This window comes from Streptomyces sp. SCPE 10, assembly GCF_051980735.1.
Lineage (GTDB): Bacteria > Actinomycetota > Actinomycetes > Streptomycetales > Streptomycetaceae > Streptomyces > Streptomyces misionensis.
The window spans coordinates 5,440,720-5,460,452 of record NZ_CP197069.1 but is presented as its reverse complement, the minus strand read 5'-3'; the positions used below and the strand labels follow the sequence as shown (position 1 = coordinate 5,460,452).

Genomic DNA, 19,733 nt, shown 5'->3' with positions numbered 1-19,733 from the left:
GGCCCCCGATCACCGGGGTTCTTCGGCTTCCTTGGTCAGCCGGGTGACGCCGGCGATCCGGTACGCGTCCGCCTCCTCCAGCGTCTCGTGCTCCAGCAGCGCCCCCGCCAGCGCGTCCAACTGCCCGCGGTGGTCGCGGAGTTTGCGGCGCGCCTCGTCGTAGCACTCGTCCACGATCCGCCGCATCTCGGCGTCGATGACGTCCAGGGTCTGCGGGGCGGCGGCCAGCCCGTAGGCCTGCTGGGCGTCGCTCGGCAGGGCCGACAGCCGGCCGACGCGCTCGCTCATGCCCCAGCGGGCCACCATCCCGCGCGCGATGTTGGTGACCTGCTCCAGGTCGCTCTCCGCGCCCGTGGTGACCACGCCGTAGACGACCTCCTCGGCGGCCATGCCGCCCAGCGCGCCGATGATCCGGCCGCGCAGGTACTCCTCGGAGTGCGCGTACCGCTCCACCTCCGGCGTGGACATCGTCACCCCGAGCGCCCGGCCGCGCGGCACGATGGTGATCTTGCGGACCGGGTCCGCGCCCGGTTGCAGCATGCCGAGCAGCGCGTGGCCGCTCTCGTGGTACGCCGTACGGCGCCGGTCCTCCTCCGGCATCACCAGCGTGCGCTCGGCGCCCAGCTGGACCTTCTCCAGCGCCTCGGACAGGTCGGCGGCGGTCACCCGGTCCTGCTTGCGCTTGACCGCGAGCAGCGCGGCCTCGTTGGCGAGGTTCGCCAGGTCCGCGCCGGTCATCCCGGGGGTGGCCCGCGCCAGCCGGGCCAGGTCGACGTCCGGGGCGAGCGGCACGTCCCGGGTGTGGATGCGCAGGATCGCCTCCCGGCCCGAACGGTCCGGCGGGGCCACGCTGACCACCCGGTCGAAGCGGCCCGGACGGGTCAGTGCCGGGTCCAGGATGTCCGCGCGGTTGGTCGCCGCGATGACGATCACGCCCTCGGAGCCGGAGAAGCCGTCCATCTCGGTGAGGATCTGGTTGAGCGTCTGCTCCCGCTCGTCGTGGCCGCTCATCGCCGTGCTGCCGCTGCGCGCCCGGCCGATGGTGTCGATCTCGTCGATGAAGATGATGGACGGCGCCACCTTGCGGGCCTCGGCGAACAGTTCCCGCACCCGGGACGCGCCCACGCCGACGATCATCTCGATGAACTCCGACGCCGACGCCGAGAAGAACGGCACCCCGGCCTCCCCCGCCACCGCCCGTGCGAGCAGGGTCTTCCCGGTGCCGGGCGGGCCCGCGAGCAGCACCCCGCGCGGCAGCTTGGCACCCATCCGGCGGTAGGCGTCCGGGTGTTCGAGGAAGTCGACGACGTCGTCCAGCTCGCCCTTGACCTCGTCGATGCCGGCCACGTCGGCGAAGGTGGTGCGCTCGGTGCCCGGTGCCGGGCCGACCGGCCGGGGCGGCGCCCGGCGGCCGAACAGACCGCCCGCGCCCCCGGACAGCGCCCCGCCGAGCCGCCGGGCGAAGAAGACCCACACGGCGACCAGGATCAGGATCGGGATCAAGGAGAGCAGCAGGTTGGACAGGAAACTGCGCTCCTGTACCACCGGCCGCGCGGTCACCGTGACGCCGTGACTGCTGAGGTTCTGCCACAGCCGGTCGTCCGCGAACGCCGGGCGCTGGGTCTTGAAGCGGGTGTACCGGCCGCCGCCCTCGGGGTTGTTCCGGGCGCTCTTCAGCTGCCCCTGGATCGCGTCGCCCTTGGAGTAGATCGTGGCGACGTTGCCCTCGGAGACCTGTCGGCTGAACTCGGTGTAGGAGATCGTCGGCTGGTTGCCCTGGCCGAGGTAGTTCAGGCCGACCCAGGCCAGCAGGAAGACGATCAGCGCGGTGACCAGCAGCCCCCACCACTTGCCGCCCCGGAGTCCGGGGCCGCCGGGGCGCCGGGGCCCCTCGGGGGTGCCCTCGGCGCGCCACGGCTGCTCCGGGTCCTTGCGCGGGGGCGCCGCATTGCTCATACAGGGACGTTACGGCAGATAGCCGGGCGGCACATGCCGAAGGGCGCCCCCTCGTGCGAGGGGGCGCCCTTCGGGGCCGTACGGCCGTCAGCCCATGAACTTCTTGAACTCGTCCGGCAGCTCGAACTCCTGGCCGCCCTGCTGGGGCAGCCCGAACGCGTTCCCGCCCTGCGCGGCGGCTTCGCGGCGCTGGGCCTCCTCCAGCTCCTGCTGCTTGCGCTTCATCGGGTTGCCGGAGCGCTGCTTGCCCTTGGCCTTCTTCTGCTGCTTCTTCTGCCGGCCGGGGCCGCCGCCCATGCCCGGGATGCCCGGCATGCCCGGCATGCCGCCGCCCTGGGCCATCCGGGACATCATCTTGCGGGCCTCGAAGAACCGCTCGACCAGGTTCTTCACGGCGCTGACCTCGACACCGGAGCCCTTGGCGATACGGGCGCGGCGGGAGCCGTTGATGATCGTCGGGTCCTGGCGCTCGCCCGGGGTCATCGACTTGATGATCGCCGCGGTGCGGTCGACGTCGCGCTCGTCGATGTTCTGGATCTGCTCCTTGATCTGGCCCATGCCCGGGAGCATGCCGAGCAGCTTGGAGATGGAGCCCATCTTGCGGACCTGCTCCATCTGGGCCAGGAAGTCGTCCAGGGTGAAGTCCTGGCCCTTCTTGGACGCCAGCTTCGAGGCCATCTTGGCGGCCTCTTCCTGGCTGAAGGTCTTCTCCGCCTGCTCGATCAGGGTGAGCAGGTCACCCATGTCGAGGATGCGGGAGGCCATCCGGTCCGGGTGGAACGCGTCGAAGTCGTCCAGCTTCTCGCCGTTCGACGCGAACATGATCGGCTTGCCGGTGATCTGCCGGATCGACAGGGCGGCACCGCCGCGGGCGTCGCCGTCGAGCTTGGACAGCACCACGCCGTCGAAACCGACGCCGTCGCGGAAGGCCTCGGCGGTGTTGACCGCGTCCTGACCGATCATCGCATCGACGACGAAGAGGATCTCGTCCGGGGAGACGGCGTCGCGGATGTCCGCGGCCTGCTGCATCATCTCCTGGTCGATGCCGAGACGGCCGGCGGTGTCCACGATCACGATGTCGTGGACCTTGGACTTCGCGAACTCGATGGAGTCCTTGGCGACCTTCACCGGGTCGCCGACGCCGTTGCCCGGCTCCGGGGCGTAGACGGCCACGCCCGCGCGCTCGGCGACGACGCTGAGCTGGTTGACCGCGTTGGGCCGCTGGAGGTCACAGGCGACCAGCAGCGGGGAGTGGCCCTGCTCCTTGAGCCAGCGGCCGAGCTTGCCCGCGAGGGTGGTCTTACCGGCACCCTGGAGACCCGCGAGCATGATCACGGTGGGCGGCTGCTTGGCGAAGCGCAGGCGGCGGGTCTCGCCGCCGAGGATGGTCACGAGCTCGTCGTTGACGATCTTCAGGACCTGCTGGGCGGGGTTCAGCGCCTTGGAGACCTCGGCGCCGAGCGCGCGCTCCTTGACGTTCTTGATGAACGTGCGCACGACAGGAAGGGCCACGTCCGCTTCGAGGAGCGCGATGCGGATCTCGCGTGCCGTGGCGTCGATGTCCGCCTCGGACAACCTGCCCTTGCCGCGGAGGTTTTTGAAAGTCGCGCTGAGGCGGTCGGAGAGGGTATCGAACACGGTGGCGTCGGTCCTCGGGGTCGGAGTGGTCTGGGCTGCCCTCCAGGGTATCCGGCCCGGCAGGGCATCAGTCCCCGCCCGCCGCATTCGGCGTGCGTCACCCCGGGCGCAGGGCCTCCTCCAGCCCCCGCGCGACCGTCCCCGCGTCCGCCGCCGGCAGCGGCTCGCCCGTGCCGGTCGTGACGTAGAAGGCGTCGACCGCGTTGGCGCCCAGCGTGCTCACGTGCATGCTGCGCACGCGGACGCCCGCCTTCTCCAGGGCGGTGCCGATGCGGTGCAGCAGGCCGGGCGCGTCCTGGGCGCGGACCTCGATCACGGTGGCGTGGTGGGAGGCGGCGGGCGCCACGCCGACCCGGGGCGGCGGGGCCGCGGGACCGCGGCGCCTCGGATAGGCGGCGTCCCGTTCGGCGAGGCGGCCGGCGATGTCCAGGGAGCCGTCGAGGGCGCGGACCAGGTCGGCGCGCAGGCGGGTCGCCTCGGGCAGCGAGCCGTACTCGGCGGCCACCCGCCAGTCGAGCAGCAGCACCGCGCCGTCGTCGTCGCCGTCTTTGGCCCATTCGGGCAGTCGCAGGGTGCGCAGTTCGGCGGTGCGCACGGTGAGCCGGTGCATGGCGAGCACCCCGGCGACCGCGGGCAGCACCGCGGCCTGGTCGGGTACGGCGATGAGCAGCTCGACACCGAGCGGTTCGGGCGCGCCGGGCGGTTCCTCGGCGGGGAGCGGCTCGGTGCGGGCGCGCAGGGCGAGGACCGGGCCGCCGGTGCGGAATGCCTCGACGGCCAGCCGTTCCTGTTCGGCGGTGGGGGCGGCGGGCGCGGGCTCGTCCGGTACGTCGCCGGCGAGCAGGGCGGCGACGCGGCGGACCAGGTCGGCGACCAGGGAGCCGCGCCAGGAGGACCAGGCGGCCGGTCCGGTGGCGAGGGCGTCCGCCTCGGTGAGGGCGGCCAGCAGTTCCAGGGTGGCCTGGCTGCCGACCGCCTCGGCGACCGAGCGGACGGTGGCGGGATCGTCCAGGTCACGGCGGGTGGCGGTGTCGACCAGCAGGAGATGGTGGCGGACCAGTGTGGCCAGTACGGCGGTGTCGGCGGGGTCGAAGCCGATCCGGGCGGCCACGTCCTTGGCGATGATCTCGCCGGCCACCGAGTGGTCGCCGGGCCAGCCCTTGCCCATGTCGTGCAGCAGGGCGGCGACCAGGAGCAGGTCGGGGCGGCCGACGTGCCGGGTGAGCGCGGCGGCGCGGACAGCGGTCTCGATCAGGTGCCGGTCGACGGTCCAGACGTGGACGGCGTTGCGCTGGGGGCGGCAGCGGACCCGTTCCCAGTCCGGCAGCAGCCTGCTGATCAGGCCCTCCGCCTCCAGGGCCTCCCAGACGTCGACGGTGGGGCGGCCGGAGCCGAGCAGGGTGACCAGCAGCTCGCGGGCCTCGGCGGGCCAGGGCGTGGGCAGCGGGCGGGCGGTGGCCAGGCGGCGTACGGCATGCGGGGAGAGCGGGAGGCCGGCCTGTGCGGCGGCGGCCGCGGCGCGCAGCGGGAGCACGGGGTCGCGCTCGGGGCGCGCGGCACGGGCGAGCACCACCTCGCCGTCCTGTTCGACCACGCCCTCGGCCAGCGGGGAGCGCTCGGCGGCCGGCTTCCCGCCCAGCATGGCGCGCAGGCGCGGACGGACGGAGCGTGAACGCAGCACGCGCCCCACTTCGCGCCAAGTGACGTCACCGGCGTACGAGACGACCCGCGCGGCCTCGTAGACCTGCCGCAGCAGGGTGTCCGCGTCGAGCAGGCCCAGCCCGGCGGCGACCTCGTCCTGTTCCTGGAGCGCGAGCCGGTCGGTGGCGCGGCCGGTGGCCAGGTGGAGCGCGTCGCGCACGTCGAGCAGGCTCCGGCGGGCCTCGGCCAGGCCCTCGCGCGGGGCGTCGGCGAGCCAGGAGGCGGCGACGGCGCGCAGCGCGGTGGCGTCGCGCAGCCCGCCCCTGGCCTCCTTGAGGTCGGGTTCGAGGAGGTACCTCAACTCGCCGTGCCGCTCGGCCCGTTCGTCGCACAGCTCCCGGAGTTCGGGCAGCCGCCGTGGGGCCTGGTCGCGCCAGTCGGCGAGGACGGCGGTGCGCAGCCCGGCGGTCAGGGCGTCGTCGCCGGCGAGGTGGCGGGCGTCCAGCAGGCCGAGCTGGACCTTCAGGTCCTCGCCGGCCGTCCTGCGGGCCTCGGCGAGGGTGCGCACGGAGTGGTCGAGGGCGAGGCCGAGGTCCCAGACCGGGTACCAGAGGTGGTCGGCGAGGGCCGCGACCGCGGCCGCGTCGGAGCCGTCGTGCAGCAGCAGGAGGTCGAGGTCGCTGCGCGGGGACAGCTCGCCGCGGCCGTAGCCGCCGACGGCGACGAGGCTGACGCCCCGGGCCTGGCCGGCCCCGCCGGTGAAGAGGGCGGCGAGCCAGTCGTCGGTCAGTCCGGCGAGGGCGGCGCGGCGCGCGGGCCCGGGGTGCGCCCCCTCGGTGAGGAGGCGCAGCCGTGCCGCCGCGTAACCGCCGGGTCCGGTGCCCTCGGCCCGTGTCCGCATCCCGTCACCCGTCACAGCGCCTCCCGTTTCCCGTGGCCAGCTGCCGTCTCAGAGCGCGTCCGGGCCGCGCTCGCCGGTGCGCACCCGTACGGCCGTCTCGACCGGGACCGACCAGACCTTGCCGTCGCCGATCTTGCCGGTCCGGGCCGCCTTGACGAGGGTCTCGATCAGCTGTTCGGCGTCGTCGTCCTCGGTCAGCACCTCGATGCGGATCTTGGGCACCAGGTCGACGGTGTACTCCGCCCCGCGGTAGACCTCGGTGTGGCCCCGCTGCCGCCCGTAGCCGCTGGCCTCGGTGATCGTCAGTCCGTGGACGCCGAAGGCCTGGAGGGCCTCCTTGATCTCGTCGAGCCGGTAGGGCTTGACGACGGCCGTGATGAGCTTCATGCGTCCACCTTCCTGGTCTGCTTGCCGGTCTGCTGCCCGGTCGGGTTGTCGGTCTGCTTCCCGCTGCCCGCGCCGGCCGGGACGGCGGAGCCGAGGACGCCGCCGCCGGCACCGCTGAAGTCGTAGGCGGTCTCGGCGTGCTGGGCGCGGTCGATGCCGGAGACCTCCTCGTCCTGGGTGACCCGCATGCCGAGGGTCTTGTCGAGGAGGAAGGCGAGGACGGCGGAGACGATCAGAGAGTAGGCGAGCACCCCGCCGACTCCGGCGCACTGCTTCCACAGCTGGGTGAAGGAGTGGTCGCCGTAGAAGACGCCGGTGGCGGTGGACTGGCCCTTGCCGCTGGCGAAGAAGCCGATCAGCAGGGAGCCGATGATGCCGCCGACCATGTGGACGCCGACGACGTCCAGGGAGTCGTCGTAGCCGAAGCGGAACTTCAGACCGACGGCCGAGGCGCAGGCGACACCGGCGATGGCGCCGACGGCGATCGCGCCGAGCGGGGTGACCGCGCCGCCGGAGGGGGTGATGGCGACAAGGCCCGCGACCGCGCCGGAGGCCGCGCCGAGGGAGGTGCAGGCGCCGTGCCGGATCTTCTCGTAGCCGAGCCAGGCGAGCATGGCGGCGGCGGTGGCGATCTGGGTGTTGACGAACATCAGCGGGCCGACGCCGTCGTCGTTGCCGAGCCAGGACCCGGCGTTGAAGCCGAACCAGCCGAACCACAGCAGGCCGGCGCCGAGCATGACCAGCGGCAGGCTGTGCGGGCGCATCGGGTCCTTCTTGAAGCCGACGCGCTTGCCGATGACGAGGATGACGCCGAGGGCCGCGGCACCGGCGTTGATGTGCACCGCCGTACCGCCGGCGAAGTCGATCACGCCGAGCTTGAAGGCCCAGCCGCCGGTGCCCCAGACCCAGTGGGCCACCGGGAAGTAGACGAGGGTGACCCACAGCACCAGGAAGATCGTCCAGGCGCTGAACCGCACCCGGTCGGCGAGGGCGCCGCTGATCAGGGCCGGTGTGATGATCGCGAACATCATCTGGAACACGGCGAAGACGAAGACCGGGATGGTGTAGCCCGGCCACAGGTCGGTCTTTCCTATGCCGGTCCAGCCGACGAAGTCGGAGGACCAGCCGATCAGGGAGCCGTGGTCCGTGCCGAAGCTCATCGAGAAGCCGTAGAGCACCCACAGGATGGTGACGACACCCATGCTGATGAAGCTCATCATCAGCATGTTCAGGGTGCTCTTGACGCGGACCATGCCGCCGTAGAAGAAGGCGAGGCCCGGGGTCATGAGCAGGACCAGGGCTGATGCGATGAGCATGAAGCCGGTGTTGGCGGCCGACAGCTTGGGGGCGTCCGCCGCGAGCATGATGGCTGGGGCCATCGGCGTCTCCTCGTCGTGTGGGTCGGCCCGCGCGGGTGGTGTCGCCGCGCTCCGGTCGGGCGAGGGGTGGGCCGGTTATGCGCCAGAGACTGACGCAGCGCGGTTTCGACGGGAGCGCCTCGGTGTTTCACGGGGGTGACGAAGGCGTCCTGTGTGTTACGCGTGGGTGAAGGGCGGGTCCGGGTCACCGGGCGTGGTCGCGGCGGCGCCGGGCGTCGACGGGCCGGTGGCGGGCGGGCGCGCGGCGGCCCCGGCGCTCACAGGCCGGCCGCGGCGCGGACCTCTCGATGACCTGGCGTTGGGGGAGCCGAGTCGGGCGGTTCGGGAGGTCCGGCCGCGGCCGGGGTTCGGGGGGCGCCGGGGTCAGACGGCCTCGGCGTCCGGGAGGTCGACGGCGAGCTGTTCGGTCAGGTCGACCACGGCGGCGAGGTCGCCGTGGTCGCGCACGGCCGTGTCGACCGTCTTTCGGATACGGTTGTTCACCCGTTCGGAGCGGACCTTCTTGGCCACGGTCATGGCCCGCGAGGCGTACTCCGTGCCGGCCTCGGGCTCGCCCCGGAGCAGGTGCACGGTGGCCATGCCGATCAGGTTGAGCGCGTACGACCGCTGGTGCTCGCCGTCCTTGGCGAACAGTTCCACCGCCCGCCGCATCAGCGGCTCGGCGAGGGAGGCGTAGGTGGGGCTGCGCCCGGCGACATAGGCGAGGTCGCGGAAGGAGTGCGAGTTCTCCGCGTACAGCTCGGCCTCGGAGAAGAAGCGGATCCAGTCGGGGTCCGGCTCATCCCACTCCTCGGCCTCGGCGAAGGTGTCCTCGGCCATCCGGACCGCGCGCTTGGTCCGGCCGGGCTGGCCCATGTTGGCGTAGGCGCGGGCCTCCATCGCATACAGCATCGCCTGGGTGCGCGGGCTCGCGCAGTCGCGGCTGCCGTACTGGGCGAGGTGGATCAGTTCCAGGGCGTCGTCGGGCCGGCCCAGGTGGATCATCTGGCGGCTCATGCTGGAGAGGATGTACGAGCCGAGCGGCCGGTCGCCCGCCTCCTTGGCGGCGTGCAGGGCGAGGACGAAGTACTTCTGCGCGGTGGGCTGGAGGCCGACGTCGTACGACATCCAGCCGGCCAGTTCGGCGAGTTCGGCGGCGACCTTGAAGAGCTTGCGGGTGGTGGCTCCGGGCTGGGGCTCCTGGAGCAGGTCGGTGACCTCGTGCAGCTGGCCGACGACGGCCTTGCGGCGCAGGCCGCCACCGCACTGGGCGTCCCACTGGCGGAACATCCGGGTGGTCGACTCCAGCAGCTCCAGCTCCGGCTTGGACAGGCGGCCGGGCCTGCGGGAGTCGAGCGGGGAGTCGGGCTCGGGCACGGCGGGGGTGCCGGGGGTGGGCACCAGCCAGCGCTGCATGGGCTCGATCAGGGAGGGGCCCGCGGACAGGGCCAGGGAGCTGCCGAGGAAGCCGCGCCGGGCGAGCATCAGGTCGCTGCGGGAGAACTCGCCGAGCAGGGCGACGGTCTGCGGGCCGGTCCAGGGCAGGTCGACGCTGGACGTGGAGGGCGAGGGCCGGGCGGCGCGCAGGCCCAGGTCCTCGATGGAGACCACGCACCCGAAGCGCTCGGAGAACAGCTCGGAGAGGATGCGCGGGATCGGTTCGCGCGGGTTCTCGCCGTCCAGCCAGCGGCGCACGCGGGAGGTGTCGGTGGAGATGTGGTTGGCGCCCAACTGGCGGGCCCTGCGGTTCACTTGGCGGGCCAGCTCGCCCTTGGACCAGCCACTGCGCACGAACCACGAGCCGAGCAGCTCATTGGGGCGCTTGTCAGCGTTCGCCCCACTACCGCCGTTGCCGCCCAATGGAACGCCCCCATTCCCGAGACCTCTTGCCGCTGAGTGCGCCAAGCCTTATCAGAATGCCGGTGAATACGGTCCGCCGTCTCGCGGTTCTCACCCTTCGAACGGGCCGCCGAAATGCCTCCGGCATACCCACGGACGCATGTGCCCGAGGCTTCTGCGTACTCACAGTAATCCCACGATCACCGGCTGGGCCACGGGGATCACAGAAACGCCACCATTCGCCACCCCTTCAAGTGAACTCACGGCCCGCCACACACGATTCACTTGACATAGGACGAACGGAAGTAGGCGGAGTGGCGCACGCAGGGGCGCATGCATTCCGGTGCACCACCCGACGCGCTTCAAGGCGCCACCTTGGCCCCCTGACCCGGAGGGAAGGCGGAGCCGTAGCGTTACGTTCCGCTTCCGTCTCGTTCCGTGTCGTAACCACCGGCGCGCCGGACCCGTTGGAGGGGGCATGGGCTTCACGATCGGCGGCATTCGCGAGATCCGCTCCGGCGCGCGTCGGCGTGGCCGGGCCGCGGAGTGCACCACCGTCGCCGAGTTCACCGGTCTGTGGGGCTGGGACGTGGTGCCGGGGGCGAGGGCCGCGGCGGGCGTCTGCTCCTGCGGGCACCCCGGATGTCCCGAACCGGGCGCGCACCCGCTGGAGTTCGCGCCCGAGGTGCCGGCCGGCGCCACCCTGGACGAGGTGACCAAGGCCTGGGCTGAGTTCCCGGGCGCCTCCATCCTGCTGCCGGTGGGCCGCGCCTTCGACGTCGTGGAGGTGTGCGAGCAGGCCGGGCGCCGGGCGCTGGTCCGGCTGGAGCGGATGGGCCTGCCGCTCGGTCCGGTGGCCGTCACCCCCGAGGGCCGCGCCCACTTCTTCGTGGCGGCCGGCGCCGCCGCCGAGCTGCCCCGGCTGCTCTACCGCATGGGCTGGGACGACCCGCGCGCCCTGGACCTGCGCGGCCTCGGCCCCGGTACGTTCATCACCGCCCCGCCCTCCGACCGGGGCGGCCTGGGCCCGGTGCGCTGGCTGCGCCCGCCCGCGCTGGACTGCGCGACCCGCCCCCCGGCGGCCCGGCTGCTGCTGGGCACGCTGGCGTACGTGGCACACCGTTCGCGGGCGCGGGACTGAGCGCCCCGGCGGCGCCGGAAAAGCGAAGTGCCCGTCCTCAACTGCACCTTGAGGGCGGGCACTTCTTCTCGGGGGATGGTAACGCGGCTACGGTCAGTCTCCGATCAGCGCGTCCACGAACGCCTCCGGCTCGAACGGCGCCAGATCGTCCGCGCCCTCGCCGAGCCCGATCAGCTTGACCGGGACGCCCAGCTCGCGCTGGACCGCCACCACGATGCCGCCCTTGGCGGTGCCGTCCAGCTTGGTCAGCACGATGCCGGTGATGTCCACGACCTCGGCGAACACCCGGGCCTGCACCAGACCGTTCTGGCCGGTGGTGGCGTCCAGGACCAGCAGCACCTCGTCCAGCGGCGCGTGCTTCTCGACCACGCGCTTGACCTTGCCCAGCTCGTCCATCAGGCCGGTCTTGGTGTGCAGCCGTCCGGCGGTGTCGATGAGGACGACGTCTACCCCCATCTCCTTGCCTTCCTTGACCGCGTCGAAGGCCACGGAGGCGGGGTCGCCGCCCTCCGGACCGCGCACGGTGTAGGCGCCGACCCGCTCGCCCCAGGTCTGGAGCTGGTCGGCGGCGGCGGCACGGAAGGTGTCGGCGGCGCCGAGCACCACGCTGCGGCCGTCGGCGACCAGGACACGGGCGAGCTTGCCGGTGGTGGTGGTCTTGCCGGTGCCGTTGACCCCGACGACCATCACGATGCCGGGCTTGCGGTCGGCGGGCTCGGTCCTCACGGTGCGGTCGGCATCGGTGCCGACCAGCTTGAGCAGCTCCTCGCGGAGCAGGCCGCGCAGCTCCGCGGGGGTGCGGGTGCCGAGCACCTTGACGCGCTGGCGCAGGCTCTCGACCAGTTCCTGGGTGGGCTGCACACCGACGTCGGCGGTGAGCAGGGTGTCCTCGATCTCCTCCCAGGTGTCCTCGTCCAGGTGCTCGCGCGACAGCAGCGTGAGCAGTCCCTTGCCGAGGGCGTTCTGGGAGCGGGACAGGCGGGTGCGGAGCCGGACCAGCCGGCCCGCGGTGGGCTCCGGGATCTCGATCTCGGGAGCCTCGACGGGGGCGGGAGGCTCTTCTACGACGACCGGGGGGCCGCCTGGGAGATCCACCTCCTCGATCGTCCGGCGCGGTTCGTCGCGCGGCGTCTCGGCCTCTTCGCCGACGTGCGGCTCGGCCGGGGGCGCGGTGATGTCGGGCGCCTTCGGGGGCGGCGGGGGCAGCGACTTCCGGCGTCGGGTGCCCACGATCAGCCCGCCGAGCGCGCCGAGCACGACCACGGCGATGACTACAGCAAGGATGACGGTTTCCATAACGCGTCCAGTATCGGCCATGGGGTACTCCGTCACCGGGCTTGTGACTTCCTCCGAGAGACAAACGCCACGTAAAGCGAGGAGTCGGAGCAAAGTACGATGGTCCCGGCTCCGTTGACGCGCGTAGAGTCCGACCGTCCCACTTCCCTCCACTTGTGTAGGCCCTCCCCCATGAGCAAAACCGTCGAGACCGAAGGCGCTCTCGAGACCCGTGGCATCGAGCAGGTCCCCGATCACGAGCGGACCGGCCGGACCCGTGAGCTGTTCCCCACCTGGGTCGGCGCCAACATCAGCGTGCTGCTGCTGACGATGGGCGCGAGCCTCGTCGTGGCGTACCACCTGAACATCTGGCAGGCGCTGGTCGTCGCGGTGGCGGCGCCCGTCGTGTCGTACGGCCTCGTCGGTCTGATCGGCATCGCGGGCAAGCGGGGCGGGGCGCCGGGCATGGCGCTGTCGCGCGCGGTGTTCGGGCAGCGGGGCAATCTGCTGCCGGGGTCGCTGATCTGGGTGGCGCGCTGGGGCTGGGAGACGATCAACGCGGTGACCGGCGCCTACGCCATGCTCACCATCCTGGACATCCTGTTCGGCATCAAGGCGAACAGCGTGCTGGACATGGTGACCCTGCTGGCGTTCGTCGTGGCGACGTTCGCGATCTCGGGGCTCGGCATCAACGCCGTGCAGAAGTGCAACAAGTACGCGACGTATTTCTTCGGCGTCTTCTCGGTGCTGGTGCTGGTGTACCTGGCGGTGAAGACGGACTGGGCGCGGGTCGCGCACCACAGCGCCGGTTCGACGGCCTCGGTGATCACCGGCATCGGCATGATCGCGGCCGGTGGCGTCAGCTGGATCCCGACGGCCCCGGACTTCACCCGCTACCTGCCGCGCACGGCCTCCTCGAAGGCGATCGTGGGCACGGCGGTCGGCGGCGCCGGTGTGGTCGTGCTGCCGATGGTGCTGATGGGCGCGGTGATGGCGGTGTCCACGCCGGACCTGGCCTCGGCCGCCGACCCGGTGTCCTTCCTCGGCAAGATCCTGCCGACGTGGATCGCGGTGCCGTACCTGTTCATCGCGCTGGTGGGCATGCTGCTGATCAACTCGATGTCGATGTACTCGGCGGGCTTCACCGCGCAGACCCTCGGGTTCAAGGTGCCGCGGCACTGGGCGGTGTCGGTCAACGCGGTGATCTCACTGGTGTTCGGCGGGGTGCTGATGCTGGTGGCGACGAGCTTCATGGGCTCCTTCATCGCCTTCCTGTCGCTGTTGGCGGTCGCGTTCTCGGCATGGGTCGGCGTGTTCGGCGCGGACATGCTGCGCCGTACGGAGTACGACGGCGGGGCCATGGCCGACACGACCCGCGCCAGCGCCTACTGGTACAGGGGCGGCTTCTCCCCCGCCGCCGTGGCCTCCTGGGCGATCGGCCTGGTCGCGGGCCTGCTGTTCACCACCTCGGACTGGTTCACCGGCCCGCTGGCGAAGAACAACGTCATCGGCGAGTACGGCCTGGGCTGGGTGGCCACGATCGTGATCTCGGCCGCGCTGTACCTGGCCCTGCCCAAGCCCCCGGTGGCCACGCGGTCCCACCTCCCCTCCGACCGGCCCGAACCGGCCCCGACGGCGGTCTGACGACGGTCCGGACCCGGGACGCCCACGGCACCCGGGGTCCGCGCCGCCCGAGCCGGCGCGGGTGTTCACCCGGCCGGGACACGGCTCCGTCCCGCCGTGGCGACCCGACGAGGCGTCACACTCCGTCCCCCTCCCCACGCCGTACGGAGGGGGACTTCGTCATGCCCGGCACGGGTACGCGGGCGCGCACCGCGGCGGCATCGTGCAGACCGAGGAGCACCACGGAGCGGCGGGCGACCGGCCGCTCGGGTGCCGGCCTCAGGAGTACGCCTTCGCGCGCGGGGCCGGCTCCAGGACGAACTGCCGCGGACGCTGCCGACGGCGCGGGCCGGCGAGGAGTTCGTCGGTCAGGGCCGCCGGGTACGGCTCATCCCGCACCCTTGCACCAAGCCGCACTCCCCATGTCCTGCACACCTGGCCGCACTCCCCTTTGCACGAGGCCCGCGCCCACGCCTTCCCGCCGGCGTCCGGCATCCACTCGGCGGTGCGGCACGGACGCCCTGGCCCCGGTGGGCCGTGCCGGGAAACGCCTCCGCCCCCGGACGGCGTGGCCGTACCGGGGGCGGAGGGAGATGCGAGGAGAGGGGCAGCGGGGTCTTGGGCCCTTCTCCTCGGGTCCGAGGGGGCCGTTCTCAGCCCATCTCCTCCAGGGACTTGCCCTTCGTCTCCTTGACGAACTTCAGGACGAACGGGATGGAGAGGGCCGCGAACACCGTGTAGATGACGTACGTGACGGACAGGTTCCAGTCGGCCAGCGACGGGAAGCTCGCGGTGATCGCCCAGTTGGCGATCCACTGCGCGGCGGCGGCCACGCCCAGGGCGGCGGCACGGATCTTGTTCGGGAACATCTCGCCGAGCATGACCCAGACGACCACACCCCAGGACAGGGCGAAGAAGAGGACGAAGACGTGCGCCGCGATCAGGGCGACCCAGCCCTGGGTGGCGGGCAGCTTGCCGTCGACCAGGTGGTAGGAGAACGCCCAGGCCTCCAGGGCCAGGCCGACCGCCATACCGGCGGAGCCGATGAGCGCGAGCGGCTTGCGGCCGATGCGGTCCACGAAGATCATCGCGATCACGGTGCCGACGATGTTGATGATGGACGTGGTGAAGGAGTAGAAGAACGACTGCGTCGGGTCGACGCCCACCGACTGCCACAGCGTCGAGGAGTAGTAGAACGCGACGTTGATGCCGACGAACTGCTGGAAGACCGACAGCCCGATGCCGACCCAGACGATCGGCTTGAAGAAGAAGCCGCCGCCGAGCAGGTCCTTGAAGGTGGAGCGGTGCTCGCTCTTCATCGCGTGCTCGATCTCGGCGACGCGCTTGTCCAGGTCGGTGTTCTTGCCCTCGACCTCGGCCAGGATCTCCTTGGCGCGCTCACGCTTGCCGACGGACAGCAGGAAGCGCGGGGACTCCGGGATGGCGAGCGACAGCATGCCGTAGAGGATCGCCGGGATCACCATGACGCCCAGCATGACCTGCCAGGCCTCCAGGCCCATGAGGTGGCCGCGCTGGTTGCCGCCGGCCGCGTTGAGCAGGCCCCAGTTGACCAGCTGGGAGATGGCGATGCCGACCACGATCGCGGCCTGCTGGAAGGAGCCGAGCCGGCCGCGGTAGGCGGGCGGGGCGACCTCGGCGATGTAGGCGGGGCCGATGACGGAGGCCATGCCGATGGCGAAGCCGCCGATGATGCGCCAGAAGGCGAGGTCCCACAGCGCGAAGGGCAGCGCGGAACCGACGGCGCTGATCGTGAACAGCACGGCCGCGATCTGCATGCAGCGGATACGGCCGATCCGGTCGGCTATCCGGCCCGCGGTGGCGGCGCCGATGGCACAGCCGATCAGGGCGATGGCGATGACCTGGGCGAGCGCGGCGGGGCCGATGTCGTAACGGTCACGGATGGCCTCGACGGCGCCGTTGATGACGGAGCTGTCGTAGCCGAAGAGGAAGCCGCCCATGGCGGCGGCGGCCGCGATGAAGATGACATGCCCGAGATGTTCGGGATGAGCCGTCCCGGCTCCTGACTGAGGTGCCTGCGCTGTGCTGGTCACGTGAAACTCCTCGGGCCACGGCAACGCTGCCGGGGTGGGGTGAGCCCTTCCAGGTCTCCAGTGGCGCACACGTTGGCGTCACTTACACCTGAAGGAAAAAAGCAACGTTGCAGAGACTATGTCTTCAACTTTCGAAGTCAATAGGGGAACGGCTGTGAGTTTGTAGATAGATCACCTCACTCCGTGTTCAATAAGTGAACGAGGAGTGGGGTGGCCCCAGCTCTGCTACCGAATGGATCTTGAACCGGGGTCAGCGAAGGCGCTGCGAGATGACCTTCGACACACCGTCGCCCTGCATCGAGACGCCGTACAGCGCGTCCGCCACCTCCATGGTGCGCTTCTGGTGCGTGATCACGATGAGCTGCGAGGCCTCCTGCAACTCCTGCATGATCCGGATCAGCCGCTGGAGGTTGGTGTCGTCCAGGGCCGCCTCGACCTCGTCCATGACGTAGAAGGGGCTCGGCCGGGCCTTGAAGATCGACACCAGCAGCGCGACAGCGGTCAGCGACCGCTCGCCGCCGGAGAGCAGGGACAGCCGCTTGACCTTCTTGCCCGGCGGGCGCGCCTCCACGTCGACGCCCGTGGTGAGCATGTCGTCCGGGTCCGTGAGCACGAGCCGGCCCTCGCCGCCGGGGAACAGACGGGCGAAGACCCCCTCGAACTCGCGGGCGGTGTCCCGGTAGGCCTCGGTGAAGACCTGCTCGACCCGTTCGTCGACCTCCTTCACCACCTGGAGCAGATCGGCGCGGGTCTTCTTCAGGTCCTCCAGCTGCTCGCTGAGGAACTTGTGCCGCTCCTCCAGTGCCGCGAACTCCTCCAACGCCAGCGGATTGACCTTGCCGAGCTGCTGGTACGCCCGCTCGGCCGCCTTGAGCCGCTTCTCCTGCTCGGCCCGTACGAAGGGGCGCGGCCGGTTGCGCGGGTCGTCCGGGTCCTCCGGCAGCCGCTCGCCGTCGGCGGGGGGCGAGGGCGGCACGGGCCGGCTCGGCCCGTACTCCGCCTCAAGCCCCGCCGGCTCGACACCCAGTTCCTCCAGCGCCTTGGTCTCCAGCTGCTCGATCCGCAGCCGTTTCTCGGCGCCGAGTACCTCGCCGCGGTGTACTGAATCCGTCAACTTGTCGAGTTCCGCCTTCAGTTCGCGTCCGGCGGTGCGGGCGGCGGCCAGTTCCTGCTCGCGCCGCGCCTTGGCGGCCTCGGCGGCGGTGCGCTCCCGGTCGGCGCGGGCGAGGGAGACCTCGACGTGCGCGAGCAGGGTGCGGGCGCCGTCGGCGACCGCCTGGGCGACGGCCGCCTCGTGCCGCAGCCGAGCCCTGCGCTGCTCGGCCCGTGCCCGTGCCTCGCGTTCCGTGCGGGCGGCCCGGTCGAGCGAGTCGGCCCGCCCGGCGAGCCCCTTGACCCGCTCCTCGTGGGTACGGACCTGGAGGCGGGCCTCCATCTCGGTCTGGCGGGCGTTGGCGCCGTCGATGGCGAGCCGGTCGCGCGCGGAGGTGTCGGGCTCCTCCTCGACTGGCATCTCCTCGGCGACCGCCAGCCGCTCCGCCAGTTCCTCGGCCTCCTGTACGGCCTGGTCCAGCGCCTCCTGCGCCCGCGCGGCAGCGGCGGCGGAACGCTCGGCCTCCCCGGCCGCGGCGCGTGCCTGACCGGCGAGCCGGCCGAGCTGCTGGGCGGTGGAGGACTTCTGCCGGTCGGCGGCCCGGCGGCGTTCGCTCAGCTCTTCGGCGAGGGCCGCGGCCTCGGTACGGCGCTCGGCCGCCGCGTGCTGTTCCCCGGCCAGTTCCGCGCAGCGGACCTCCAGCTCCGCCAGTTCCGCCACGGCCTCGTCCACGGACGCCTGGACCTCCAGCAGGCTGGGGGCGCCGGCCGAGCCGCCCTGCGCGAAGTGGGCGCCCAGCAGGTCGCCTTCGGTGGTGACGGCGGTGAGGTGGGGGTGGGCGCGGACCAGGTCCTCGGCGGCTTCGAGGGTGTCGACCACGACGATGCCGTTCAGGAGCCGGTGGACGGCCGGCATCAGGTCGTCGGGGGCGCGGACCAGTGTTCCGGCGGGGATCGCCCGTGCGCCGGGCGCGGATTCGTCGTCGCCGGGCCCGCCCGCGCCGCGGCGGCTGCATGCCGGGCACGGCTCCGCGTCGGTGCGGGGCGCCTGCGGCGGGCCGGCGAGGAGCAGGGCCGCCCGGCCCCCGTCCTGCTTGCGCAGGAGGCGGATGGCGTCCGCCGCGGAGGCCGGGTCGGTCACGGCGACGGCGTCGGCCGCGGCCCCGAAGGCCGCCGCCAGCGGGATCTCGTAGCCGGGGGTGACGGTCAGCAGTTCGGCGGCCGGGCCCAGGACGCCGGTGAGCCGGGCGTCCAGCAGGGTGCCGGTGCCGTCCTTGCGGCGCAGCCCGAGGGCCAGCGCCTCGTGGCGGGCCTGGGTGGCGGCACGACGGCGTTCGGCGGCGGTGGCCGACTCGCGGGCCGTGGTCAGGGCGGCCTCGGCGGCGGCCAGCTGCCGTTTGGCGGCCTCGTGCCGTTCGGCCAGTTCGGTGTCGTCGGCGTCAAGTCCGTCGACCTCGGCCTGGAGCGCCTCGTACTCCTGCTGCGCCCGCACGGCGCGCTCCCGGGCCTCGTCGCGGGCCGTGGCGAGCCGGTCGATCTCGGCCTGGGCGGAGGCGGCGCGCGAGCGGGCCGCGTTGACCTGTCCGTGCAGCCGGGCCAGACCCTCGCGGCGGTCGGCGATGGCGCGGGCCACGTCCTTGAGCCGGCGCTCCTCGACGGCCAGTTCCCGCTCCAGTTCGGCGCGGTGGGCGACCGTGTCGTCCAGGGCGTGCCGGGCCGCTTCCAGGGCGGCCTCCAGTTCGGCCTCCTGCTCGCGGACGCGGGCGGCCTCGCGTTCCAGGTCCTCGGGATCGCGGCCGCGGCGCTCCTCGGGCGGCGCGGAGGTGGCGCTCTTGACCCGGGCCTCGGCCAGCGAGATCGTGCCGCGCACCCGCTCGGCCAGCTGGGACAGCTCGTACCAGGTCTGCTGGGCGCGCTGGAGGCGCGGGGCGAGCCGCCGCACCTCGTCCTCCAGGAGGGACTCGCGGTGCAGGGCCTTCTTCAGCTCCTGCTCGGCGCTCTCCTTGCGTTCCTTGAGGGCGGCCTCGTCGGCGATCTCGGCGTTGAGCGCGGCGCGCAGTCGTACGAGGTCGTCGGCGAGCAGCCGCAGCCGGGCGTCGCGCAGCTCGGCCTGGATGACGGCGGCCCGCCGGGCCACCGCCGCCTGCCGGCCGAGCGGCTTGAGCTGGCGGCGCAGTTCGTCGGTGAGGTCCTGGACGCGGGCGAGGTTGGCCTGCATCGCGTCCAGCTTCCGCAGCGCCTTCTCCTTGCGCTTGCGGTGCTTGAGGACGCCGGCCGCCTCCTCGATGAAGGCGCGGCGGCCCATGGGGTCGGCGTGCAGCACGGAGTCGAGCTGGCCCTGGCCGACGATGACGTGCATCTCGCGGCCGATGCCGGAGTCGGAGAGGAGTTCCTGGATGTCCAGGAGGCGGCAGGTGTCGCCGTTGATCTGGTACTCGCTGCCGCCGTTGCGGAACATGATCCGCGTGATGGTGACCTCGGCGTACTCGATGGGCAGCGCCCCGTCGGAGTTGTCGATGGTCAGCGACACCTCGGCACGGCCCAGCGGGGGGCGGCCGGTGGTGCCGGCGAAGATGACGTCCTCCATCTTTCCGCCGCGCAGCGACTTGGCGCCCTGCTCGCCCATGACCCAGCTCAGTGCGTCCACCACGTTGGACTTGCCCGAGCCGTTGGGCCCGACGACGCACGTGATCCCGGGTTCGAAGCGGAGCGTGGTCGCGGAGGCGAACGACTTGAAGCCGCGCAGGGTCAGGGCCTTGAGGTGCACGCCGCTGGACTCTACCGGCCGCCGCTATCTCACTCCATGAACC

At 72.2% G+C, this 19,733-nt stretch carries 11 protein-coding genes; 2 read left to right on the top strand and 9 right to left on the bottom strand.

The genetic code is table 11. The features are described from left to right. Positions 1-9: 9 nt before the first annotated feature. From ftsH to nsdA, 6 genes are all read right to left on the bottom strand, one after another. Positions 10-1,956, bottom strand: coding sequence for an ATP-dependent zinc metalloprotease FtsH (gene ftsH, locus ACSP97_RS25375; protein WP_355151545.1), 1,947 nt, complete (start codon positions 1,954-1,956; stop codon positions 10-12). An 87-nt stretch (positions 1,957-2,043) separates the two neighbouring features. Further along, positions 2,044-3,594 carry a signal recognition particle protein gene (ffh, locus tag ACSP97_RS25370; RefSeq protein ID WP_070022295.1) on the bottom strand — a complete coding sequence of 517 codons (1,551 nt, stop codon included), beginning with the start codon at positions 3,592-3,594 and terminating at the stop codon, positions 2,044-2,046. 97 nt (positions 3,595-3,691) lie between these two features. After that, on the bottom strand, positions 3,692-6,136 hold the full coding sequence (locus tag ACSP97_RS25365; RefSeq protein WP_382008925.1) for a [protein-PII] uridylyltransferase: 2,445 nt from the start codon (positions 6,134-6,136) through the stop codon (positions 3,692-3,694). 48 nt (positions 6,137-6,184) lie between these two features. Continuing rightward, positions 6,185-6,523 (bottom strand): P-II family nitrogen regulator, encoded by a 339-nt coding sequence (locus tag ACSP97_RS25360; protein ID WP_180329229.1) that lies wholly within the window; start codon positions 6,521-6,523, stop codon positions 6,185-6,187. Then, positions 6,520-7,902: an ammonium transporter gene (locus ACSP97_RS25355; RefSeq protein WP_355151550.1), complete on the bottom strand. Its 1,383-nt coding sequence runs from the start codon at positions 7,900-7,902 to the stop codon at positions 6,520-6,522. The genes ACSP97_RS25360 and ACSP97_RS25355 overlap by 4 nt, the downstream gene beginning before the upstream one ends. A 363-nt stretch (positions 7,903-8,265) precedes the next feature. Beyond that, positions 8,266-9,741 (bottom strand): transcriptional repressor NsdA, encoded by a 1,476-nt coding sequence (gene nsdA / locus ACSP97_RS25350; RefSeq protein WP_355151552.1) that lies wholly within the window; start codon positions 9,739-9,741, stop codon positions 8,266-8,268. A gap of 457 nt (positions 9,742-10,198) precedes the next feature. Between nsdA and ACSP97_RS25345 the strand changes: the two genes are divergently transcribed. Next, on the top strand, positions 10,199-10,861 hold the full coding sequence (locus tag ACSP97_RS25345) for a bifunctional DNA primase/polymerase (protein WP_358296553.1): 663 nt from the start codon (positions 10,199-10,201) through the stop codon (positions 10,859-10,861). Positions 10,862-10,954: 93 nt separating this feature from the next. Here ACSP97_RS25345 and ftsY read toward each other — a convergent pair whose 3' ends face one another. Beyond that, positions 10,955-12,157 (bottom strand): signal recognition particle-docking protein FtsY, encoded by a 1,203-nt coding sequence (gene ftsY / locus ACSP97_RS25340; RefSeq protein ID WP_355151556.1) that lies wholly within the window; start codon positions 12,155-12,157, stop codon positions 10,955-10,957. A 171-nt stretch (positions 12,158-12,328) separates the two neighbouring features. On the opposite strand from ftsY, the gene ACSP97_RS25335 reads away from it, so the two are divergent. Next, complete coding sequence (locus ACSP97_RS25335) at positions 12,329-13,780, top strand: cytosine permease (RefSeq protein ID WP_355528864.1); 1,452 nt, start codon at positions 12,329-12,331, stop codon at positions 13,778-13,780. Between the two features lie 632 nt (positions 13,781-14,412). Here ACSP97_RS25335 and ACSP97_RS25330 read toward each other — a convergent pair. Both ACSP97_RS25330 and smc read right to left on the bottom strand, forming a co-directional pair. Further along, positions 14,413-15,831 (bottom strand): sugar porter family MFS transporter, encoded by a 1,419-nt coding sequence (locus tag ACSP97_RS25330; protein ID WP_355151562.1) that lies wholly within the window; start codon positions 15,829-15,831, stop codon positions 14,413-14,415. A 250-nt stretch (positions 15,832-16,081) separates the two neighbouring features. Then, a complete protein-coding gene (smc, locus tag ACSP97_RS25325) occupies positions 16,082-19,690 on the bottom strand; it encodes a chromosome segregation protein SMC (RefSeq protein ID WP_440554382.1) in 3,609 nt (1,202 codons plus the stop codon). Positions 19,691-19,733 lie beyond the last annotated feature (43 nt).